General features: G+C 29.7%; 18 protein-coding genes and 1 tRNA gene. 1 reads left to right on the top strand and 18 read right to left on the bottom strand.

The genetic code is table 11. The features are described from left to right. Nucleotide 1: 1 nt before the first annotated feature. Nucleotides 2-86 (bottom strand) — tRNA-Tyr (locus I2E83_RS17260). 296 nt (nt 87-382) lie between these two features. After that, a complete protein-coding gene (locus I2E83_RS17265) occupies nt 383-946 on the bottom strand; it encodes a hypothetical protein (protein ID WP_195262749.1) in 564 nt (187 codons plus the stop codon). 110 nt (nt 947-1056) lie between these two features. Between I2E83_RS17265 and yyaC the strand changes: the two genes are divergently transcribed. Then, nucleotides 1057-1593 (top strand): spore protease YyaC, encoded by a 537-nt coding sequence (gene yyaC, locus I2E83_RS17270; protein WP_195431268.1) that lies wholly within the window; start codon nt 1057-1059, stop codon nt 1591-1593. 55 nt (nt 1594-1648) lie between these two features. Here yyaC and mreB read toward each other — a convergent pair whose 3' ends face one another. The 16 genes from mreB to I2E83_RS17350 all read right to left on the bottom strand — a co-directional run bounded on the left by mreB (nt 1649) and on the right by I2E83_RS17350 (nt 16022). After that, complete coding sequence (gene mreB, locus I2E83_RS17275) at nt 1649-2683, bottom strand: rod shape-determining protein MreB (protein ID WP_195262751.1); 1035 nt, start codon at nt 2681-2683, stop codon at nt 1649-1651. 137 nt (nt 2684-2820) lie between these two features. Continuing rightward, entirely contained in the window at nt 2821-3072 is a 252-nt protein-coding gene (gene spoIIID, locus I2E83_RS17280) for a sporulation transcriptional regulator SpoIIID (protein ID WP_195262752.1), read from the bottom strand. Between the two features lie 95 nt (nt 3073-3167). Continuing rightward, complete coding sequence (locus tag I2E83_RS17285; RefSeq protein WP_195431270.1) at nt 3168-3905, bottom strand: M23 family metallopeptidase; 738 nt, start codon at nt 3903-3905, stop codon at nt 3168-3170. 289 nt (nt 3906-4194) lie between these two features. Beyond that, nucleotides 4195-5241 (bottom strand): stage II sporulation protein D, encoded by a 1047-nt coding sequence (gene spoIID / locus I2E83_RS17290; protein WP_195262754.1) that lies wholly within the window; start codon nt 5239-5241, stop codon nt 4195-4197. Nucleotides 5242-5412: 171 nt separating this feature from the next. Further along, a complete protein-coding gene (gene murA / locus I2E83_RS17295) occupies nt 5413-6672 on the bottom strand; it encodes a UDP-N-acetylglucosamine 1-carboxyvinyltransferase (RefSeq protein ID WP_195262755.1) in 1260 nt (419 codons plus the stop codon). Between the two features lie 21 nt (nt 6673-6693). Further along, nucleotides 6694-7341, bottom strand: coding sequence for a hypothetical protein (locus I2E83_RS17300; protein WP_195262756.1), 648 nt, complete (start codon nt 7339-7341; stop codon nt 6694-6696). Nucleotides 7342-7526: 185 nt separating this feature from the next. Then, nucleotides 7527-7931 carry an ATP synthase delta/epsilon chain alpha-helix domain-containing protein gene (locus I2E83_RS17305; RefSeq protein ID WP_195262757.1) on the bottom strand — a complete coding sequence of 135 codons (405 nt, stop codon included), beginning with the start codon at nt 7929-7931 and terminating at the stop codon, nt 7527-7529. Between the two features lie 11 nt (nt 7932-7942). Then, nucleotides 7943-9334 (bottom strand): F0F1 ATP synthase subunit beta, encoded by a 1392-nt coding sequence (atpD, locus tag I2E83_RS17310; RefSeq protein WP_195262758.1) that lies wholly within the window; start codon nt 9332-9334, stop codon nt 7943-7945. A 15-nt stretch (nt 9335-9349) separates the two neighbouring features. Then, nucleotides 9350-10201, bottom strand: coding sequence for an ATP synthase F1 subunit gamma (gene atpG / locus I2E83_RS17315; protein ID WP_195262759.1), 852 nt, complete (start codon nt 10199-10201; stop codon nt 9350-9352). Nucleotides 10202-10237: 36 nt separating this feature from the next. Then, the gene (gene atpA, locus I2E83_RS17320) at nt 10238-11752 is read right to left on the bottom strand and encodes a F0F1 ATP synthase subunit alpha (protein ID WP_195431273.1); all 1515 of its coding nucleotides are present in this window, start codon (nt 11750-11752) and stop codon (nt 10238-10240) included. 10 nt (nt 11753-11762) lie between these two features. Continuing rightward, nucleotides 11763-12302 carry a F0F1 ATP synthase subunit delta gene (locus I2E83_RS17325; protein WP_195262761.1) on the bottom strand — a complete coding sequence of 180 codons (540 nt, stop codon included), beginning with the start codon at nt 12300-12302 and terminating at the stop codon, nt 11763-11765. Beyond that, nucleotides 12302-12784, bottom strand: a complete 483-nt coding sequence (locus I2E83_RS17330; RefSeq protein ID WP_195262796.1) for a F0F1 ATP synthase subunit B — start codon at nt 12782-12784, stop codon at nt 12302-12304. The genes I2E83_RS17325 and I2E83_RS17330 overlap by 1 nt, the downstream gene beginning before the upstream one ends. Before the next feature lie 39 nt (nt 12785-12823). After that, a complete protein-coding gene (gene atpE / locus I2E83_RS17335) occupies nt 12824-13054 on the bottom strand; it encodes an ATP synthase F0 subunit C (RefSeq protein WP_008676605.1) in 231 nt (76 codons plus the stop codon). A 75-nt stretch (nt 13055-13129) separates the two neighbouring features. Continuing rightward, nucleotides 13130-13828, bottom strand: coding sequence for a F0F1 ATP synthase subunit A (locus I2E83_RS17340; RefSeq protein ID WP_195431275.1), 699 nt, complete (start codon nt 13826-13828; stop codon nt 13130-13132). Further along, nucleotides 13829-14191 carry an ATP synthase subunit I gene (locus I2E83_RS17345; protein ID WP_195262763.1) on the bottom strand — a complete coding sequence of 121 codons (363 nt, stop codon included), beginning with the start codon at nt 14189-14191 and terminating at the stop codon, nt 13829-13831. A 649-nt stretch (nt 14192-14840) separates the two neighbouring features. After that, nucleotides 14841-16022, bottom strand: coding sequence for an acetyl-CoA C-acetyltransferase (locus I2E83_RS17350; RefSeq protein ID WP_195431277.1), 1182 nt, complete (start codon nt 16020-16022; stop codon nt 14841-14843). Nucleotides 16023-16060: the final 38 nt, after the last annotated feature.

The following is a 16060-nucleotide window of genomic DNA, read 5'->3' on the forward strand; positions in this document are numbered from 1 at the left end:
ATGGTGGGGGAGGACGGATTCGAACCATCGAAACGAAACGTAACAGATTTACAGTCTGCCCCCTTTGGCCACTCGGGAACTCCCCCATTAAAATTTATTTAATTTCAGTTAAGTAAACATTATCGCCTCAACTGACAATGACTAGTATATATTTATTGCATACTAATTTCAAGTGCGTTATTCACTCATTTAACCAGATTATATTCATTATTTTCTATATTTCTTTAATTTTCTCCTATTTAATACTAATATCATTTTTTATTGTCTTATATTGTCCTAAAATTTAATTCATTCAAAGTAATATAATTACCTATTTAATATTACTGATTATTCAATTTTTACTCTAAAACTGAAATATATATTCTGACTAATATTTAAAATATTAAACTTCGTCTTCAATAATATTTAAATCAATATATCTACTTATAATCTCCATAAATTCTTCATAATCCAATAACGACATTCTCTTTTTTACTAATAAAATCCCTTCTTTTACATTATCATTATCATATTTATTAGAAAAATGATCATTTAATTTAACTATATCTATAATAGATAAACTTTTTAACATTCTATCTACTTCTAACTTTTCACTTTTTTCAAGTTCTGCAAATAAATTATTTTCAATATCACTTTCCTTTATAGTTAACCCTTCTATTTTGCTATCACTTTCTATTATATTTTCATTAGAATTAATATTATTATTAGATTCCTCTTTAATATTAAATCTTTTTAAATTATTATCTACTTTTTTTTGCTTCTCCTCTTTTGATATATCTTGCTCATTTAGAGTTTCATCACTATGTAGTTTTTTTTCGGTAGTTACTTCCTTAGAATTATTACTTATAACATCTTCACTTTTTAATGGATTCCATACTAATAGATAATAGATAGGGATACTTGCTCCAAGAATTATAGTAATTATATAAGAAAATATTTTTTTCATATTTATTCATCTCCTTTTATTTAATTAATTTCCTTTTTATGTTTTTTTATACATTTTATTATATTTATTAGTTTCAAAACATATATTGTATAAGCGGAGGTGAATTTTTAGTGAAGCATAAAGTATTATATAATTCTTATAATTCTCATATTGAAATAGCAAAATTTATCAAAGACTATATTACGAATAATACTGTAATTGTATGTATAGGTACTGATAAGTGCATTGGTGACTGCTTAGGTCCAATGGTTGGTACATTTTTAAAAGAAAAAAATTTCCCTCTTCCAGTGTACGGAACTATAGAGTCTCCAATACATGCTCTTAATATAAATAATAGATTAAATGAAATTAATAAATTGCATCCCAAAGCTTTAATCATAGGAATAGATGCCTGCCTAGGTGAAGCTAGTTCTATTGGCGAAATACATACTAGAGATTATCCAATACATCCTGGAAAAGGGGTCGGTAAAAATTTACCTGACGTTGGTATAGCTTCTATAATCGGTATTATTGATTCTAGTGAAAATGCTGAATTTTTTACATCTAGAAGTATTCGTCTGCATTTAGTCATGGAAATGTCAAAAATAATATCATCTGCCATTATTCATGCATATAACCTTGCTCACAACCAAAAGGGGAGTTTTTAAACTCCCCTTTAACAATTTTATCTATTTAATATATGTATTTAATTGTATCTATAATTTACTCAACTAATGATATTTCATTGTCTGAAGAATTTGTATCTATTTTGTCTAAATATCCCAAGACCTTGCCTGTTCCCTCGGCTACTGCTTCTACTGAATTGTTTGCAACTTCAACAGTAACCCCAGTTTCATGTTCTATTAGCTTATCTAATCCATCTAATAAAGAGCCTCCACCTGTCATTAGTATCCCTCTCTCTATTATATCAGCAGCAAGTTCAGGTGGTGTTTTTTCCAATACAGATTTAACGCTTTCAACAATTAAAGATACTGATTCTTTTAATGCATATATTATTTCATCTGTTGAAATAGAAAGCTCATCTGGTAACCCAGTAATTAAATTTCTTCCCTTCATATTTGCATTTAAGTTTCTTGATCCCTTAAATGCTGATCCTATAGTCACCTTCAATTCTTCTGCTGTTTTCTCACCTATCATTATCTTGTACTTATTTCTTACATATTTTATTATTGCATCATCAAAAGTATCACCTGCTACCTTAATAGATGATCTTACAACAACTCCACCAAGTGATATTACAGCTATATCAGTAGTACCTCCACCAATATCTACCACCATAGATCCACTTGGCCTAGTTATATCTAATCCTGCCCCTATTGCAGCAGCTAAGGGTTCTTCTATTAAATGAACTTTTTTAGCGCCAGAGTTTCTTGCAGCATCAATTACTGCCCTCTTTTCAACTTCCGTTGCTTGGGATGGAACACATACCATTACTTTAGGAGCTGTAATCTTACTCTTTCCATACGCCTTTTTAATGAATTCTTTTAACATCTTTTCTGTTATATCATAATCTGATATAACCCCATCTCTTAGCGGTCTTACCGCAACAATGTTACCTGGAGTTCTTCCAATCATTTTCCTTGCTTCTTCACCAACTGCAAGCACTTTATTATTATTCTTATTTATTGCAACAACTGACGGTTCTTTTAATATTATTCCTTTACCTTTTGCATAAACTAAAACAGTCGCTGTACCTAAGTCTATTCCTAAATCGCTCCTACTTCTCCAAAACCACATTCCTTGTTCACTCCTACTCTATTCGCACTATATAATATTTGAAATCTCTCTTATTTTACAATATTCGCTCTATTTCTTATTATATATGGAATATGGTAATCCTTCAATATATTTGTATTTAATTTTGTAATCAATTACTACTCTGCAGTCTTATATTTCATCTTGGTAGCTTTTCCACCTCTTATGTGTCTTTCAGCTTTATTTAATTCTAGTATTGAATGAGTTTGTTCTGCTATAGCTGGATTTATCTTAGGTAATCTTTCTGTCATATCTTTATGAATAGTACTTTTACTTACTCCAAATACTTTTGCAGTTTTTCTGATTGTATCTTTTGAATCTATAATATATTTTGCTACTTCTAAAACTCTTTCTTCTATATAATCTTTCAAAATATTACCTCCCTTTGAATAACTTATTAATACGCGACTATAAAATTTTAATATTATTCATCAGTCATTTTAGATTAATGACTGATGAATGTTTATTATTCTTGACTAAATGTAAAATATGCTGTTGGATCTAAGTCTTTTCCATCTACATCTTGAACTTGAATATTTAAATGTTCACCAAATTCACCATTTGTAAATATTTTAGAACTATCTCCTACAGTTCCTATAACAGTTTCTTCTGTTACTTTATCCCCAACGTTTACCCTTATGTCCTTGGATAAATTACAATACTTTGTATATAATCCATTTGCATGGGCAATAACTACATAATTTCCTTCTTCGATTTTGCTTGAAACTTCTTTTACTTCGCCAACAGCTGCGGCTTTAACTTCTGTTCCAACGCTAGCTTTTACGTCTATTCCTCTAATATTTCTACTACTTCCATCACTCATGGCTTGTGGTTTTGGATAAGAATATCCTCTTGCAATTGATCCATCTAAAGGATTTGCAAAACTCACTTCTACATTAGTTCCTGTAGAAACATTAACATCCTCTTCTGCAGATGCTACTTCATTTTGTTCTTCTTCTGCTAATTCATTATTTTGAGTATTTTCAACTCTATCAGCATTTTGTTTTTGTACTTCTGAAGTTGCTTTATCATCAACATTTAAAGTAAATTCATTTTGTGATTTATTACTTTGTTCTAATGCTTTATTTTTCTTTGTTGTAACAACAGCAACAGTTGCAATTACACATAAACAAAGGAATAGTACTAAATAAAAGCCCTCCTTTCTGAAAAAGTCTTTTACCTTATCTTTCTTATTTTGGTCCATATCAACACCTCCTTTTTGTATTCTTGCCAGTTATACTAAATTAATACAATCAATATTGGATTTATTTGCATCAAATTTCTACATTTACCAACAATTCTAATAATGCTCCTCAAAATCAATAATTAATAAGATTAATTAATTAAAATTTTATTATCTTAAAATAAAAAAGGAGTAAGATATATCGCTACTTCATATAGCCTTATATCTTACTCCCGTATAATATATTTATGTTTTAAGGAATCAGGTTATCTACACGCCTCTTACTTTTAAATAAATAAATAAATAATAATTAATTAAATTTCAACTCTTTTAATTCAATCCCAGTGTAGTAATGCTTTAATATCTCCTCATATCCCTTTCCATCTCTCGCCATAACATTTGCTCCCCATTGACTCATACCAACACCATGACCGTATCCTTTGCAATTAAATATTATCTGATTACCACTTATACTAAATTGAAAATTAGTTGAACTTAATCCAAATGCTAGCCTAAAATCTGACCCTTTAACTTTTACTCCTCCAAATCTTATTTCCTTTACCCCACCAGCTTCACTTCTACTTAAGATTTCTATGTCATTTTGTAAACTTCCCTCACTTATTTTTGCATCTTTATATTTCGAATTAATATCACTTACAAATTTAGATATATCAAATGGGAACTCACTTGTAAATTTAGGTGCTATTTCTTCTCCTTTACTTTCTGTAGATACTAAATAAGGAACATTACTTGAAAATACATCTACAGCATTTTCTGTCATTCCTGAACTTGTAGAGAAAAATTGTGGATATTGTACTAATTCATTATCATATGTTAAAACCATACCTTTTGTTGCATCAACAGCTTCTGATACTTTCGCCCAGTATTCATTTCCTTTATCTCCCCATTTTTCTAATCTACTTTCTTTAGTTATATATACTTGACAATGAGTAGTATCACATACATCTCCTCCTTTAGCTTCATTACAAGGTCTAGCTCTTTTTGCAGCTACATATGTCCTTGCTGCTATAGCCTGTGATTTTAAAGCTTCTAATTCAAAGCTAGCTGGCATTTCACCTGATACTACACTCTTTACATATTCTTCTAAAGGAACTTCTATTATTTTGTCCTCCTTTGTTAAATGAACTTTTATAACATCATTTCCAGCTAAAGTTACAAAGTTAACTTCTTCCACTTTATTATTTACATTAGTATTATCTACTTGCTTTTCTTCAAGTGCACTGACTGGAGAAGACTTAATTACAAGCATTGGAATTACAATCATAGATATTAAAACTAGAGCGCTAAAAAAAATAAGAGATACCAATCCTTCTATTGAATTTAATTTATTTTTCAATAACATAACCTCCTAAATTAAATAAATACAATTTAATATATGTGAAAATTTATTAAGTATACTTTATTTTTTATTTTTTATGTTAAGTTACTTTAAGTAATATATAAAAATAAAGAACCTAGATTCAATTCTAAGTTCTTTATTTAGGCGAATATAGCAATTAAAATATATTTATCTGTCAACCCTATATATATTAGCTCCTAATCCTCTAAATTTCTCCTCTATATTCACATAACCTCTATCGATGTGATATATGTCACTAATTTCAGTTTCACCTTGTGCCACTAGTCCTGCTAGTATCATAGCTGCTCCAGCTCTTAAATCTGTAGCTTTCACCTCACAGCCAGTTAGCGATTCAACACCTTCTATTATTGCAGTTCTTCCATCTATCTTTATGCTAGCGCCCATTCTTACTAACTCAGCAACATGCATAAATCTATTTTCAAATACAGTTTCTGTTATAATACTTGATCCTTTTGTCACAGCAAATAATGTCATCATTTGTGCTTGCATATCTGTAGGGAATCCAGGATAAGGCAATGTTTTTATATCAACAGGGCTCTTTTTTCCGGTTCCATCAACTAGGATAACATCCTCTCTTATATTCTCAAATTTTACCCCACATTCTTTTAACTTTTCTATAGTGGGTCTTAATTGTTCTTCATTGGCTCCATTTATAGTTATCTTACTATTTGTTATAGCTGCTGCTACCATAAATGTTCCTGCTTCAACTCTGTCATATATTGGTTTATAAGTTACTCCTTTTAATTCTTTGACACCTTCTACTGTTATTTTCCCCATTCCAGCTCCGTGAACTTTTGCTCCCATTGAATTCAGAAAGTTTGCTAAATCCCATATTTCTGGTTCTTCAGCTGCATTTTCAATAATCGTTGTCCCTTCTGCTAAAACAGATGCCATCAATATATTTTCAGTTGCACCAACGGATGGAAAATCTAAATATATTCTATTTCCTTTAAGTTTCTTTGCTTTAGCTTCCACAAAACCATGTCCCATTTCAATATCTGCACCTAAAAGTTTAAAGCCCTTTAAATGCAAATCAATAGGTCTACTCCCTATATTACAGCCTCCTGGCATTGATATTTTACATCTTCCAAATCTAGCTAACGTAGGACCCATAATTAAGAATGATGCTCTCATTTTTCTTATTAGTTCACTATTCATATCTGTTACTTTAATATTAGAAGTGTTTATTTTAAGATTGCCATTTGATTCATTATAAATCCGACAATTCATTCCAGATAATAAATCGGTTAAAACCACTACATCTTCTAACATAGGCGCATTTTGAATAATTATATCATTTTGACTTAAAATACTTGCAACTATTATTGGTAAAACAGAATTTTTAGCTAAACTAATATTCACTTCACCACTTAGTTTATTACCACCTTCAACTATAATTTTTTCCATATTGTCCTCCATAATGAATTGTTAGTATGTTACGAATATCACTGGTGTTCCAATAATTAAATATTCTCCTGTATCATATTTAGTAAAACCCATATTAATTTTACTTCCATCGTATAGCTCTGCTTTTCCTACTGAACCATTATGAATATTTAATACTTCCAGAGTTTCCATATCTATATTGTTCTTTAGTATATCTAAAAGATTCTGCTTTTGATCTTCTATTATTTTTACCTTTATAAAATTAAAATATTTTATATTTTTTGCTGCAATATTTTGTATTTGTTTTATTTCTTTCTTTAATTGAAAAGTATTAGCATTTTTATCATTATTTATATAACTAATTTGAACTTTAGTATTTTCATTATTACTCCATAATATTGCCTTTATTTCTTTAATTGAATCTTTATAAACAATTATATTTTCATTAGATTGTACATTTTCTCCAAAACTTTTTTTAAAGTTCTCTTTAAGTAAAGAAAACTCTTTATTAATAGGTTGGCTTATACTATATTCTACCTTGATACCATTTTGAATAAAATCACTTGTTTCTATAAATTCAGTTTCCATAAAATCAAAATTATCTGAGAATAACTCAGATTTAATTGGAACTGCACCAATAATTAATAAAGATAAGCTTATAACAAACATTAATTTCATAATATTCTTCACAATATCCCCCTACCTTTCTATTTAATTATTGTCCAGTTTATTTTTTTTTATTCAAAATTAATAGCTATAATATAATATATAGATTTAGTTGAAATTTGTGATTAATTGTCACTATTTATACAAATGGAAATTGATCATAAAAATAGAGGGATAAAAGAAATTATCTTTTATCCCTCTATTTAAAGCTAATGATACATACTTATAGTACCAATCCTTGCATTAGCTCTCGCCAATGCTCTTCTAGCTCTTTCAATATCTATATTTTTGCCTTCTTTTAACCTTTTTTCCGCTCTTTCCTTTGACTTTCCTGCTCTATCTACATCTATATCAGATTCTCTCTCTACAGCATCACAACAGAATTTTAATTCATTATTTTTTAAATATATTATTCCTGATGATGTAAATATTTTTTCTTTCTTATTCCCATTGATTATCAATGTAGTAGTTGGTATAGTACTTAATATTATAGGAGCATGATTTGCTTTGAATTCAATTTCACCATCTTTAGTTGAAGTAATTAAACTTTCAACTTCTAATTTTAATGGTTCTTTTCCTGGGGAGATTATACTTACTTCAAAAGTTTTACTCATAATTCCATCCCCTATCTTAAGGTCTTAGCTTTTTCTATAGCTTCTTCTATAGATCCTACAAATAAGAAAGCTGATTCTGGTAGATCATCGTGTTTACCTTCTAAAATTTCCTTGAATCCTCTTACAGTTTCTTTTACTGGCACATATCTTCCTTGCATACCTGTAAATTGTTCAGCTACTGTAAATGGTTGTGATAAGAATCTTTGAACTCTTCTTGCTCTAGCAACAACTTTTTTATCTTCATCTGATAATTCATCTACTCCTAGAATTGCAATTATATCTTGTAATTCTTTATATCTTTCTAGAATATTCTTTACTTCTGTAGCTATATCATAGTGTTCTTTTCCTACTACTCTTGGATCTAATATTCTTGAGTTTGATTCTAAAGGATCTACAGCTGGATATATTCCAAGCTCAGCAATGCTTCTTGATAAAACAGTTGTTGCATCAAGGTGAGTAAATGTTGTAGCTGGAGCTGGGTCTGTAAGGTCATCAGCTGGAACATATACTGCTTGAACAGATGTGATTGATCCATTTTTTGTTGATGTTATTCTTTCTTGAAGTGCTCCCATTTCAGTTGCAAGAGTTGGTTGATATCCAACCGCTGAAGGAATTCTTCCTAATAAAGCAGAAACTTCTGATCCTGCTTGAGTAAATCTAAATATATTATCTATAAATAGAAGAACGTCTTGACCCTTATCTCTAAAATATTCAGCCATAGTTAGCCCTGTTAATGAAACCCTCATTCTCGCTCCTGGTGATTCGTTCATTTGTCCAAATACTAAAGCAGTCTTATCTATAACTCCTGACTCTTTCATTTCATAATATAGATCATTACCTTCTCTTGATCTTTCACCAACCCCTGTGAATACAGAAAGACCTCCGTGTTCTTTTGCTATGTTATTTATTAATTCTTGTATAAGAACTGTCTTACCAACACCTGCTCCTCCAAATAATCCTATCTTTCCACCTTTTTGATAAGGAGCTAATAAATCTATAACTTTTATTCCAGTCTCAAACATTTGTGGTTCTAAAGCCTGCTCCTTAAAGCTTGGTGCTGGTCTATGAATTGGATACATTTCTTTAATCTCTACATCTCCAGCATTATCAATAGGATGACCAAGAACATTAAATACTCTTCCTAATACTTCTCTACCAACTGGAACAGATATACATCTTCCCATATCAGTAGCTTTCATTCCTCTTTTTAATCCATCAGTAGATTCCATAGCTATTGTTCTAACAATGTCATCTCCCATGTGCTGTTCAACTTCCACTATTAGTAGTTTATCACCCATATCTATTCTAATTTCATTATAGATATTAGGTAAAGCATCTGAATCAAATTTTATATCTACTACTGGTCCAATTACTTGAACTACTTTTCCTACTTTTTCAGGCATAGTAATACCTCCTTGCTATTTTTGAGCTTCTGCGCCTCCTACAATCTCTGATATCTCTTGTGTTATCATTCCTTGTCTGATTCTATTATACTTAAGATTTAAGGATTGTAATATATCATTAGCATTTTGTGTTGCTCCATCCATGGCCGTCATTCTAGCATTTTGCTCGCTAACTTTTGAATGCAACATAGCTCTTCTTAATTTACTCTTAAAATATACATCTAAACTTGAATTTAAAACCTCTTCTAAACTAGGTTCAATTAAGAATTGTTCTGACTTTTTATTTTCTATATCTATTGGAAATAATCTTTCTATTTTTACTTCTTGCTTTATAGGTGATTTAAATTCTGTGAAAACTATATTAACTTCACCTATTTCTCCAGTTTTAAACATATATAAAGCATCATCGTATATAGCTCTTACTTCTCTTATTGTAGGTATATCTGGAATTTCTACATATTCTCTAACTGTATCAAATCCATATTTCTTCATGTAAGAAATTCCCTTACTTCCTGCAACAACTATTCTAGCTGATCCTTTATCCTTGATCATCTCATTCATGCTACTAGCTATATTTCCATTGAAGCCTCCACAAAGACCCGTATCAGAAGCTATAACAATATATAGTTTATCTAAATCTTTAGAAGCTTTCTTAAAGAAAGAACTTTCATAGTCTTCTGGTAATGCTGACATTAAATTAATTAATATCTCTTCACATAATTTATAGTATTCTTCATTATCATTAAGCTCTTTCCTTGCTTTTCTAAGTTTAGAAGTGGCTACAAGATTCATAGCTTTTGTTATCTTTCTTGTACTTTCAACCGACTTTATTCTTCTTTTTATTTCTATAAGTCCTGCTGATCCCAAATTTCCACCTCCTAAAGAAGTGCATAGCTATTTAAGCTATGCATCTTGTAAGAATAATTTCTTAAACTCTACAATAGAGTTTTCTAATTCTGCCTTTATATCATCTGTCAATGATTTCTCATCTACTATTTTCTTTAATAATTCTCTATGATGAGTATCCATATATTCTAAAAGTTCTCTCTCAAATCTTCTAACATCACTCACTTTAATATCTGATAGAAAATCTTTTACTATTGCATATAAAATTACAATTTGCTTTTCTACTGCCATAGGAGAATATTGATCTTGTTTTAATACTTCAACTAATCTCTTACCTTTTTCAAGTCTCTTTTTAGAATCTTTATCTAAATCTGAACCAAATTGAGCAAAAGATTCAAGCTCTCTATATTGAGCTAATTCAAGTCTTAAAGTTCCCGATACTTGTTTCATTGCTTTAATTTGGGCATTTCCACCAACTCTTGATACTGATATACCAGCGTTAACTGCTGGTCTTTGTCCTGAATGGAATAAATCAGATTCTAAGAATATTTGACCATCTGTTATTGATATAACGTTAGTTGGTATATATGCAGTTACGTCTCCAGCCAATGTTTCTATTATTGGAAGAGCTGTCAATGATCCTCCTCCGTTTTCCTTAGAAAGTTTTGCAGCTCTTTCTAAAAGTCTTGAATGGATATAGAAAACATCTCCTGGATAAGCTTCTCTACCTGGTGGTCTCCTAAGTAATAATGACATAGTTCTATAAGCTACTGCGTGCTTAGAAAGATCATCATATATTATAAGTACATCTTTTCCTTGATGCATAAAATATTCACCCATACTGCATCCTGCATAAGGTGCTAAATATTGTAATGGAGCTGATTCAGAAGCTGTACCACTTACAACTATTGAATAATCTAATGCACCAAATTCTTCTAAAGTATTAACTATATTTGCAACTGTTGATTGTTTTTGTCCAATAGCAACATATATACAAATTACATCTTTTCCTTTTTGGTTTAAGATTGTATCTAAAGCTATAGCTGTCTTACCAGTTTGTCTATCTCCAATTATAAGTTCTCTTTGACCTTTACCAATTGGAATCATAGAGTCTATTGCTTTTATTCCTGTTTGTAAAGGTTCATTAACAGAGCTTCTATCTATAATACTAGGAGCCGAAACTTCTATTGCTCTGTAACCAGAATTATTTATTGGTCCTTTTCCATCTATAGGTTCTCCTAGTGAGTTAACTACTCTTCCTAATAATGCTTCACCTACTGGTACTTCAACAATTTTATTAGTTCTTTTAACTATATCGCCTTCTCTAATTCCTTCTTCTGATCCTAAAAGAACACAACCTACGTTATCTTGCTCTAGATTTAGAGCCATACCATAAACATTGTTAGGGAATTCTAATAATTCACCTTCCATACAATCGTCTAATCCATAAACTCTTGCGATACCATCACCAATTTGAATTATAGTACCTGAGTCTACTGTCTTAATTTCTTTTTCGTATCTTTCTATTTCTTTCTTAATTATGGAAGTTATTTCTTCAGGCTTAATATTCATACCTTCACCTCTATTCTGTTCTAAGCATTAAATCTCTTAGTTCATCTAATTTAGATTTAACTGTTCCATCTATAACATCATTATTAACTCTTACATATATTCCACCAAGAATACTTTCATCAATAATTTGTTCTAATATAATGTGTTTGTTATATTTTTCTTCTAATGTTTTTATTAAATTATTGAATTCTTCTTCATTTAAAGGAACTGTAGTTTTTACTATACCATTTAGAGTATTTTTTTTCTCTAAATCTATTTTTTCCATTTCCTTAAGCTTTTCTTTTAAATAAAGTATTCTATCTTTTTCTATAAGAATTAATAAAAATGATAATAATTCCTCGTCTATATGTCCCTTAAAAATATTAATAAAAGTTCTTTTTTTCTTTTTAGTACTAATTTGAGGGTGCTTAATTACTTCGTAGAATTCCTTATTCGTTTCTATAAGGTTACAAATTTCTCGTAAATCTTGTAGATACTGTTGAACTTTCCCTTTTTGTTCTGCTACTTCATATAGAGCTAATGCATATCTACGGTCTAAATATTCATACATTATGAATTACCTACCTTAGTTATAAATTCTCCGATTAACTCTCTATTTTTTTCTTCATCTATATTCTTTTCTATAACCTTTTTAGAAAGTTCGATAGCTAAATCTATAGCTTCCTTCTTTAATTGATATTCTACTTTTTCTTTTTCTCTATTTATTTCAACTTTAGCTCTTTCTAAGATAACTTTAGCTTCTTGATTAGCTTCTTCAACTATCTCATCATATATCTTTTCAGCCTTTTGCTTATGTCTTTCTGTAATTAACTTCCCTTCTTCTCTAGCATTTTTTAATATTCTTTCATTTTCTATAGCTAGCATTCTAGCCTTTTCAGCTTCTTCTTCAGCATTATCTAATTGTTCATTGATAAGATTTTCCCTTTCATCAATAATAGCCTTAACTTTATCGAAAAAGAAATACTTTAGAACTGCAAAAAGAATAATAAAGTTAATTATAGTAGCTATAAGGGTACTAGGGTTTATTTCCATTAACATATATTATTTCCTCCCTTCTGGAGCCCTAAAACACTATTTTACTCCAACGAATATTAAAAGGATTGAAACTAATAAACCATAAATAGCAGTTGCTTCTGCGAAAGCTGATCCAAGCATTAATGCAGTAGTGATCTTACCACTTGCTTCTGGTTGTCTTGATATTCCTTCTACAGCTTTAGCTGTTGCATTTCCTATTCCAATAGCAGCTCCTATACCTACTAATACAGCTATAGCTGCTCCTAATGCTCTCATTGATATTTCCATAATAAAATCCTCCTTTATAATAAAACAAAATAATAATTATATAATTGATAAATTAATATAATACTTAATTAAAATTTAATGTTCTGCATGCCCTGAATGTTCTGCTATCATTTTAATATTAATCATGGTTAACATTACAAAAATTACTGTTTGAATACCACCATCAAAAATATCAAAATACGCATGTAAAGGTACAGGTATTCCTATTTGCGCTATAAAACCTATATGATGCAGTGCTTCATAACATAATTCTACTAAGAATGTAGCTGCAAGTATATTACCAAATAATCTTAGTGCTAATGATACAGGAAGCATTATTCTTTCTAGTATATTTATTGGTGTAATTATAGCAAGGGGGAATGTATATCCTCCAAAATAACTTTTTAAACCATACTTTCGAATTGTATAAAACTGTACCATATAAAAAGTTATTAAAGCTAAAGCTACTGTTACACTAAAGTTTTTAGTAGGTACAGGTAGCCCTATTAATCCGGTAAAATTCATGAATAATAAGAATACTGCTAAACTTCCTATAAAAGGAATAATGTCTAAAAATTCTTCTCCCATATTTGCTGTAACTACATTTTTTAGCATAGTGTATATATATTCCACTACAGCTTGTTTTTTATTAGGTCTAAGCTTCATATTCCTTGTAGCCCATATAGCAATAAGAGCTATTAAAACAATAGTTATCCACTGCATTACCACTTCAGGAACTATTTCAATTTTTATAGGTCCAATAGCATAAGACCACATCGGTTCTAGTGGTTCCACCTAATCACTTCCTTTCCCTATTCTTATCGAATAGAATACAATAAAAATAAAATGTGATAAATATCCTATAAGATATGCCATTAGTTGTATTAAGTTATTTAAAAATGGCAATGCTATAATAATGATAGTAGCTATTCTTATAATATAACTAAATGCTAATAATGTTTTTTTATTGTTACTTAAAGAATATTCTAAAATTAATCCACTAGCTATTGTATTTAATAATGATATCATTAACCCTAGAAGAAATATAAGTGCCACTTTTAAATCAATCAGAAGAGATACTATAAGTACAAAAATGAATCCTGCTATTAAATCATATTTTACCAACTTAAATATTAACCTATTCATTTCTCTACTCATTTTATCCTCACCCCTAACTAACTCTTGTTATTATAGTACTCTGAAAACATTAATGAAAATCTTATTTTAATTCATTTAACTCATTTAATCTTTATATTTGATTGTTAAATGAATCTATATTCATTTTACTTAAGTAACTTCACTTTTTTTTCCATTCTCTGCACATACGTATATATTAAAGGAATATTATTCATTTTTCAGAATTTTTATAATATCTTTGAAATAGATTTTTGTCAATGATATCATTTTCATACGAATTTTCCACTTAATATTTTTTCATATTTTTCCTTTTAAATGATTTATTCAAGATTTCATAACTTTTTTTAATATCAAACTATCTATTATTATTTTTAAAAATGAATAAACATTTATTTGATTATTCATTTTTTTGTTTTTTATATTATTTTTTTCTAAATTTTTTTATAAATTTTCATAAATTGCATTTTTTTATTCAAAGTAACTAATTTATAAGTTTCTAATAATATTATTTCTGGCTACATTGATTATTATATGAGTTCTTTATTAGTAAATCTACATTTTATTTAATATTTCCCTTCGTAATAATATTATTATCTATTAATATTATTATAATTCATTTAAATATAAAAACTCTTGATGGTATATCAAGAGTTTTTATATTTTTATTCAATTATTTTCTTTCAACTATAAGTGCTGTTCCCATTCCTCCACCTATACATAAAGTTGCTAAACCTTTTTTAGCATCTCTCTTTTGCATTTCGTGAAGTAATGTAACTAATATTCTAGCACCAGATGCTCCAACTGGATGACCTAATGCTATAGCTCCTCCATTCACATTAACTTTGCTCATATCAAAGTTTAAATCTTTTGCTACAGCTAAACTTTGAGCTGCAAATGCTTCATTAGCTTCTATTAAATCTAAATCCTCTATTTTAAGATTTGCTACTTCCAAAGCTTTTTTAGTCGCATGGAATGGACCATATCCCATTATTGATGGCTCTAATCCTCTTTGTCCATAAGAAACTATTTTGGCTAATGGAGTTATTCCTAATTCTTCAGCTTTCTCTGAACTCATTACTACAAATGCTGCTGCCCCATCATTTATTCCTGAAGCATTGGCAGCTGTTACAGTACCATCTTTTACAAATGCAGGTTTTAATTTAGCCATTCCTTCAAGTGTAGCACCAAACCTTGGGTATTCATCAGTATCAAATATTTTTGGCTCACCTTTTCTTTGAGGTATAACTACTGGAACTATCTCATCCTTAAATCTACCTTCTTTAATAGCAGCTTCAGCTTTTAACTGAGAATTTAAAGCAAATTTATCTTGTTCCTCTCTTGATAAATTCCATTCCTTGGCTATATTTTCAGCTGTTACCCCCATATGATAATTATTGAAAGCATCCCATAGAGCATCATTAATCATGGAATCTACCATTTTCCCATCACCCATTCTTTGACCCCATCTTGATGTTTTTAATAAATAAGGCGCCTGAGACATATTCTCCATTCCACCAGCAACAACTATATCTACATCTCCAGATTTTATCATTTGAGCAGCTAAGGCAACTGTCCTTAATCCTGAACCACACACCTTATTTATTGTCATAGCTGGAACTTCTACTGGTAAACCTGCTTTTACTGCAGCCTGTCTTGCTACATTTTGTCCAAGCCCAGCTTGAATTACATTTCCCATTACTACTTCTTCCACTAATTCGCCTTTTATACCTGCTTTAGCTACTGCTTCTTTTATTACTAATGAACCTAGATCTACTGCTGACACATCTTTTAAAGCTCCTCCAAATGAACCAATAGCAGTTCTTACTGCACTTGCAATTACAACTTCTCTCATATTCCAAATCCCCCTCTATACAATCATCAGAATTGTCG

The organism is Clostridium sp. D46t1_190503_E9 (assembly GCF_015555225.1).
Classification (GTDB): Bacteria; Bacillota; Clostridia; order Clostridiales; family Clostridiaceae; genus Clostridium.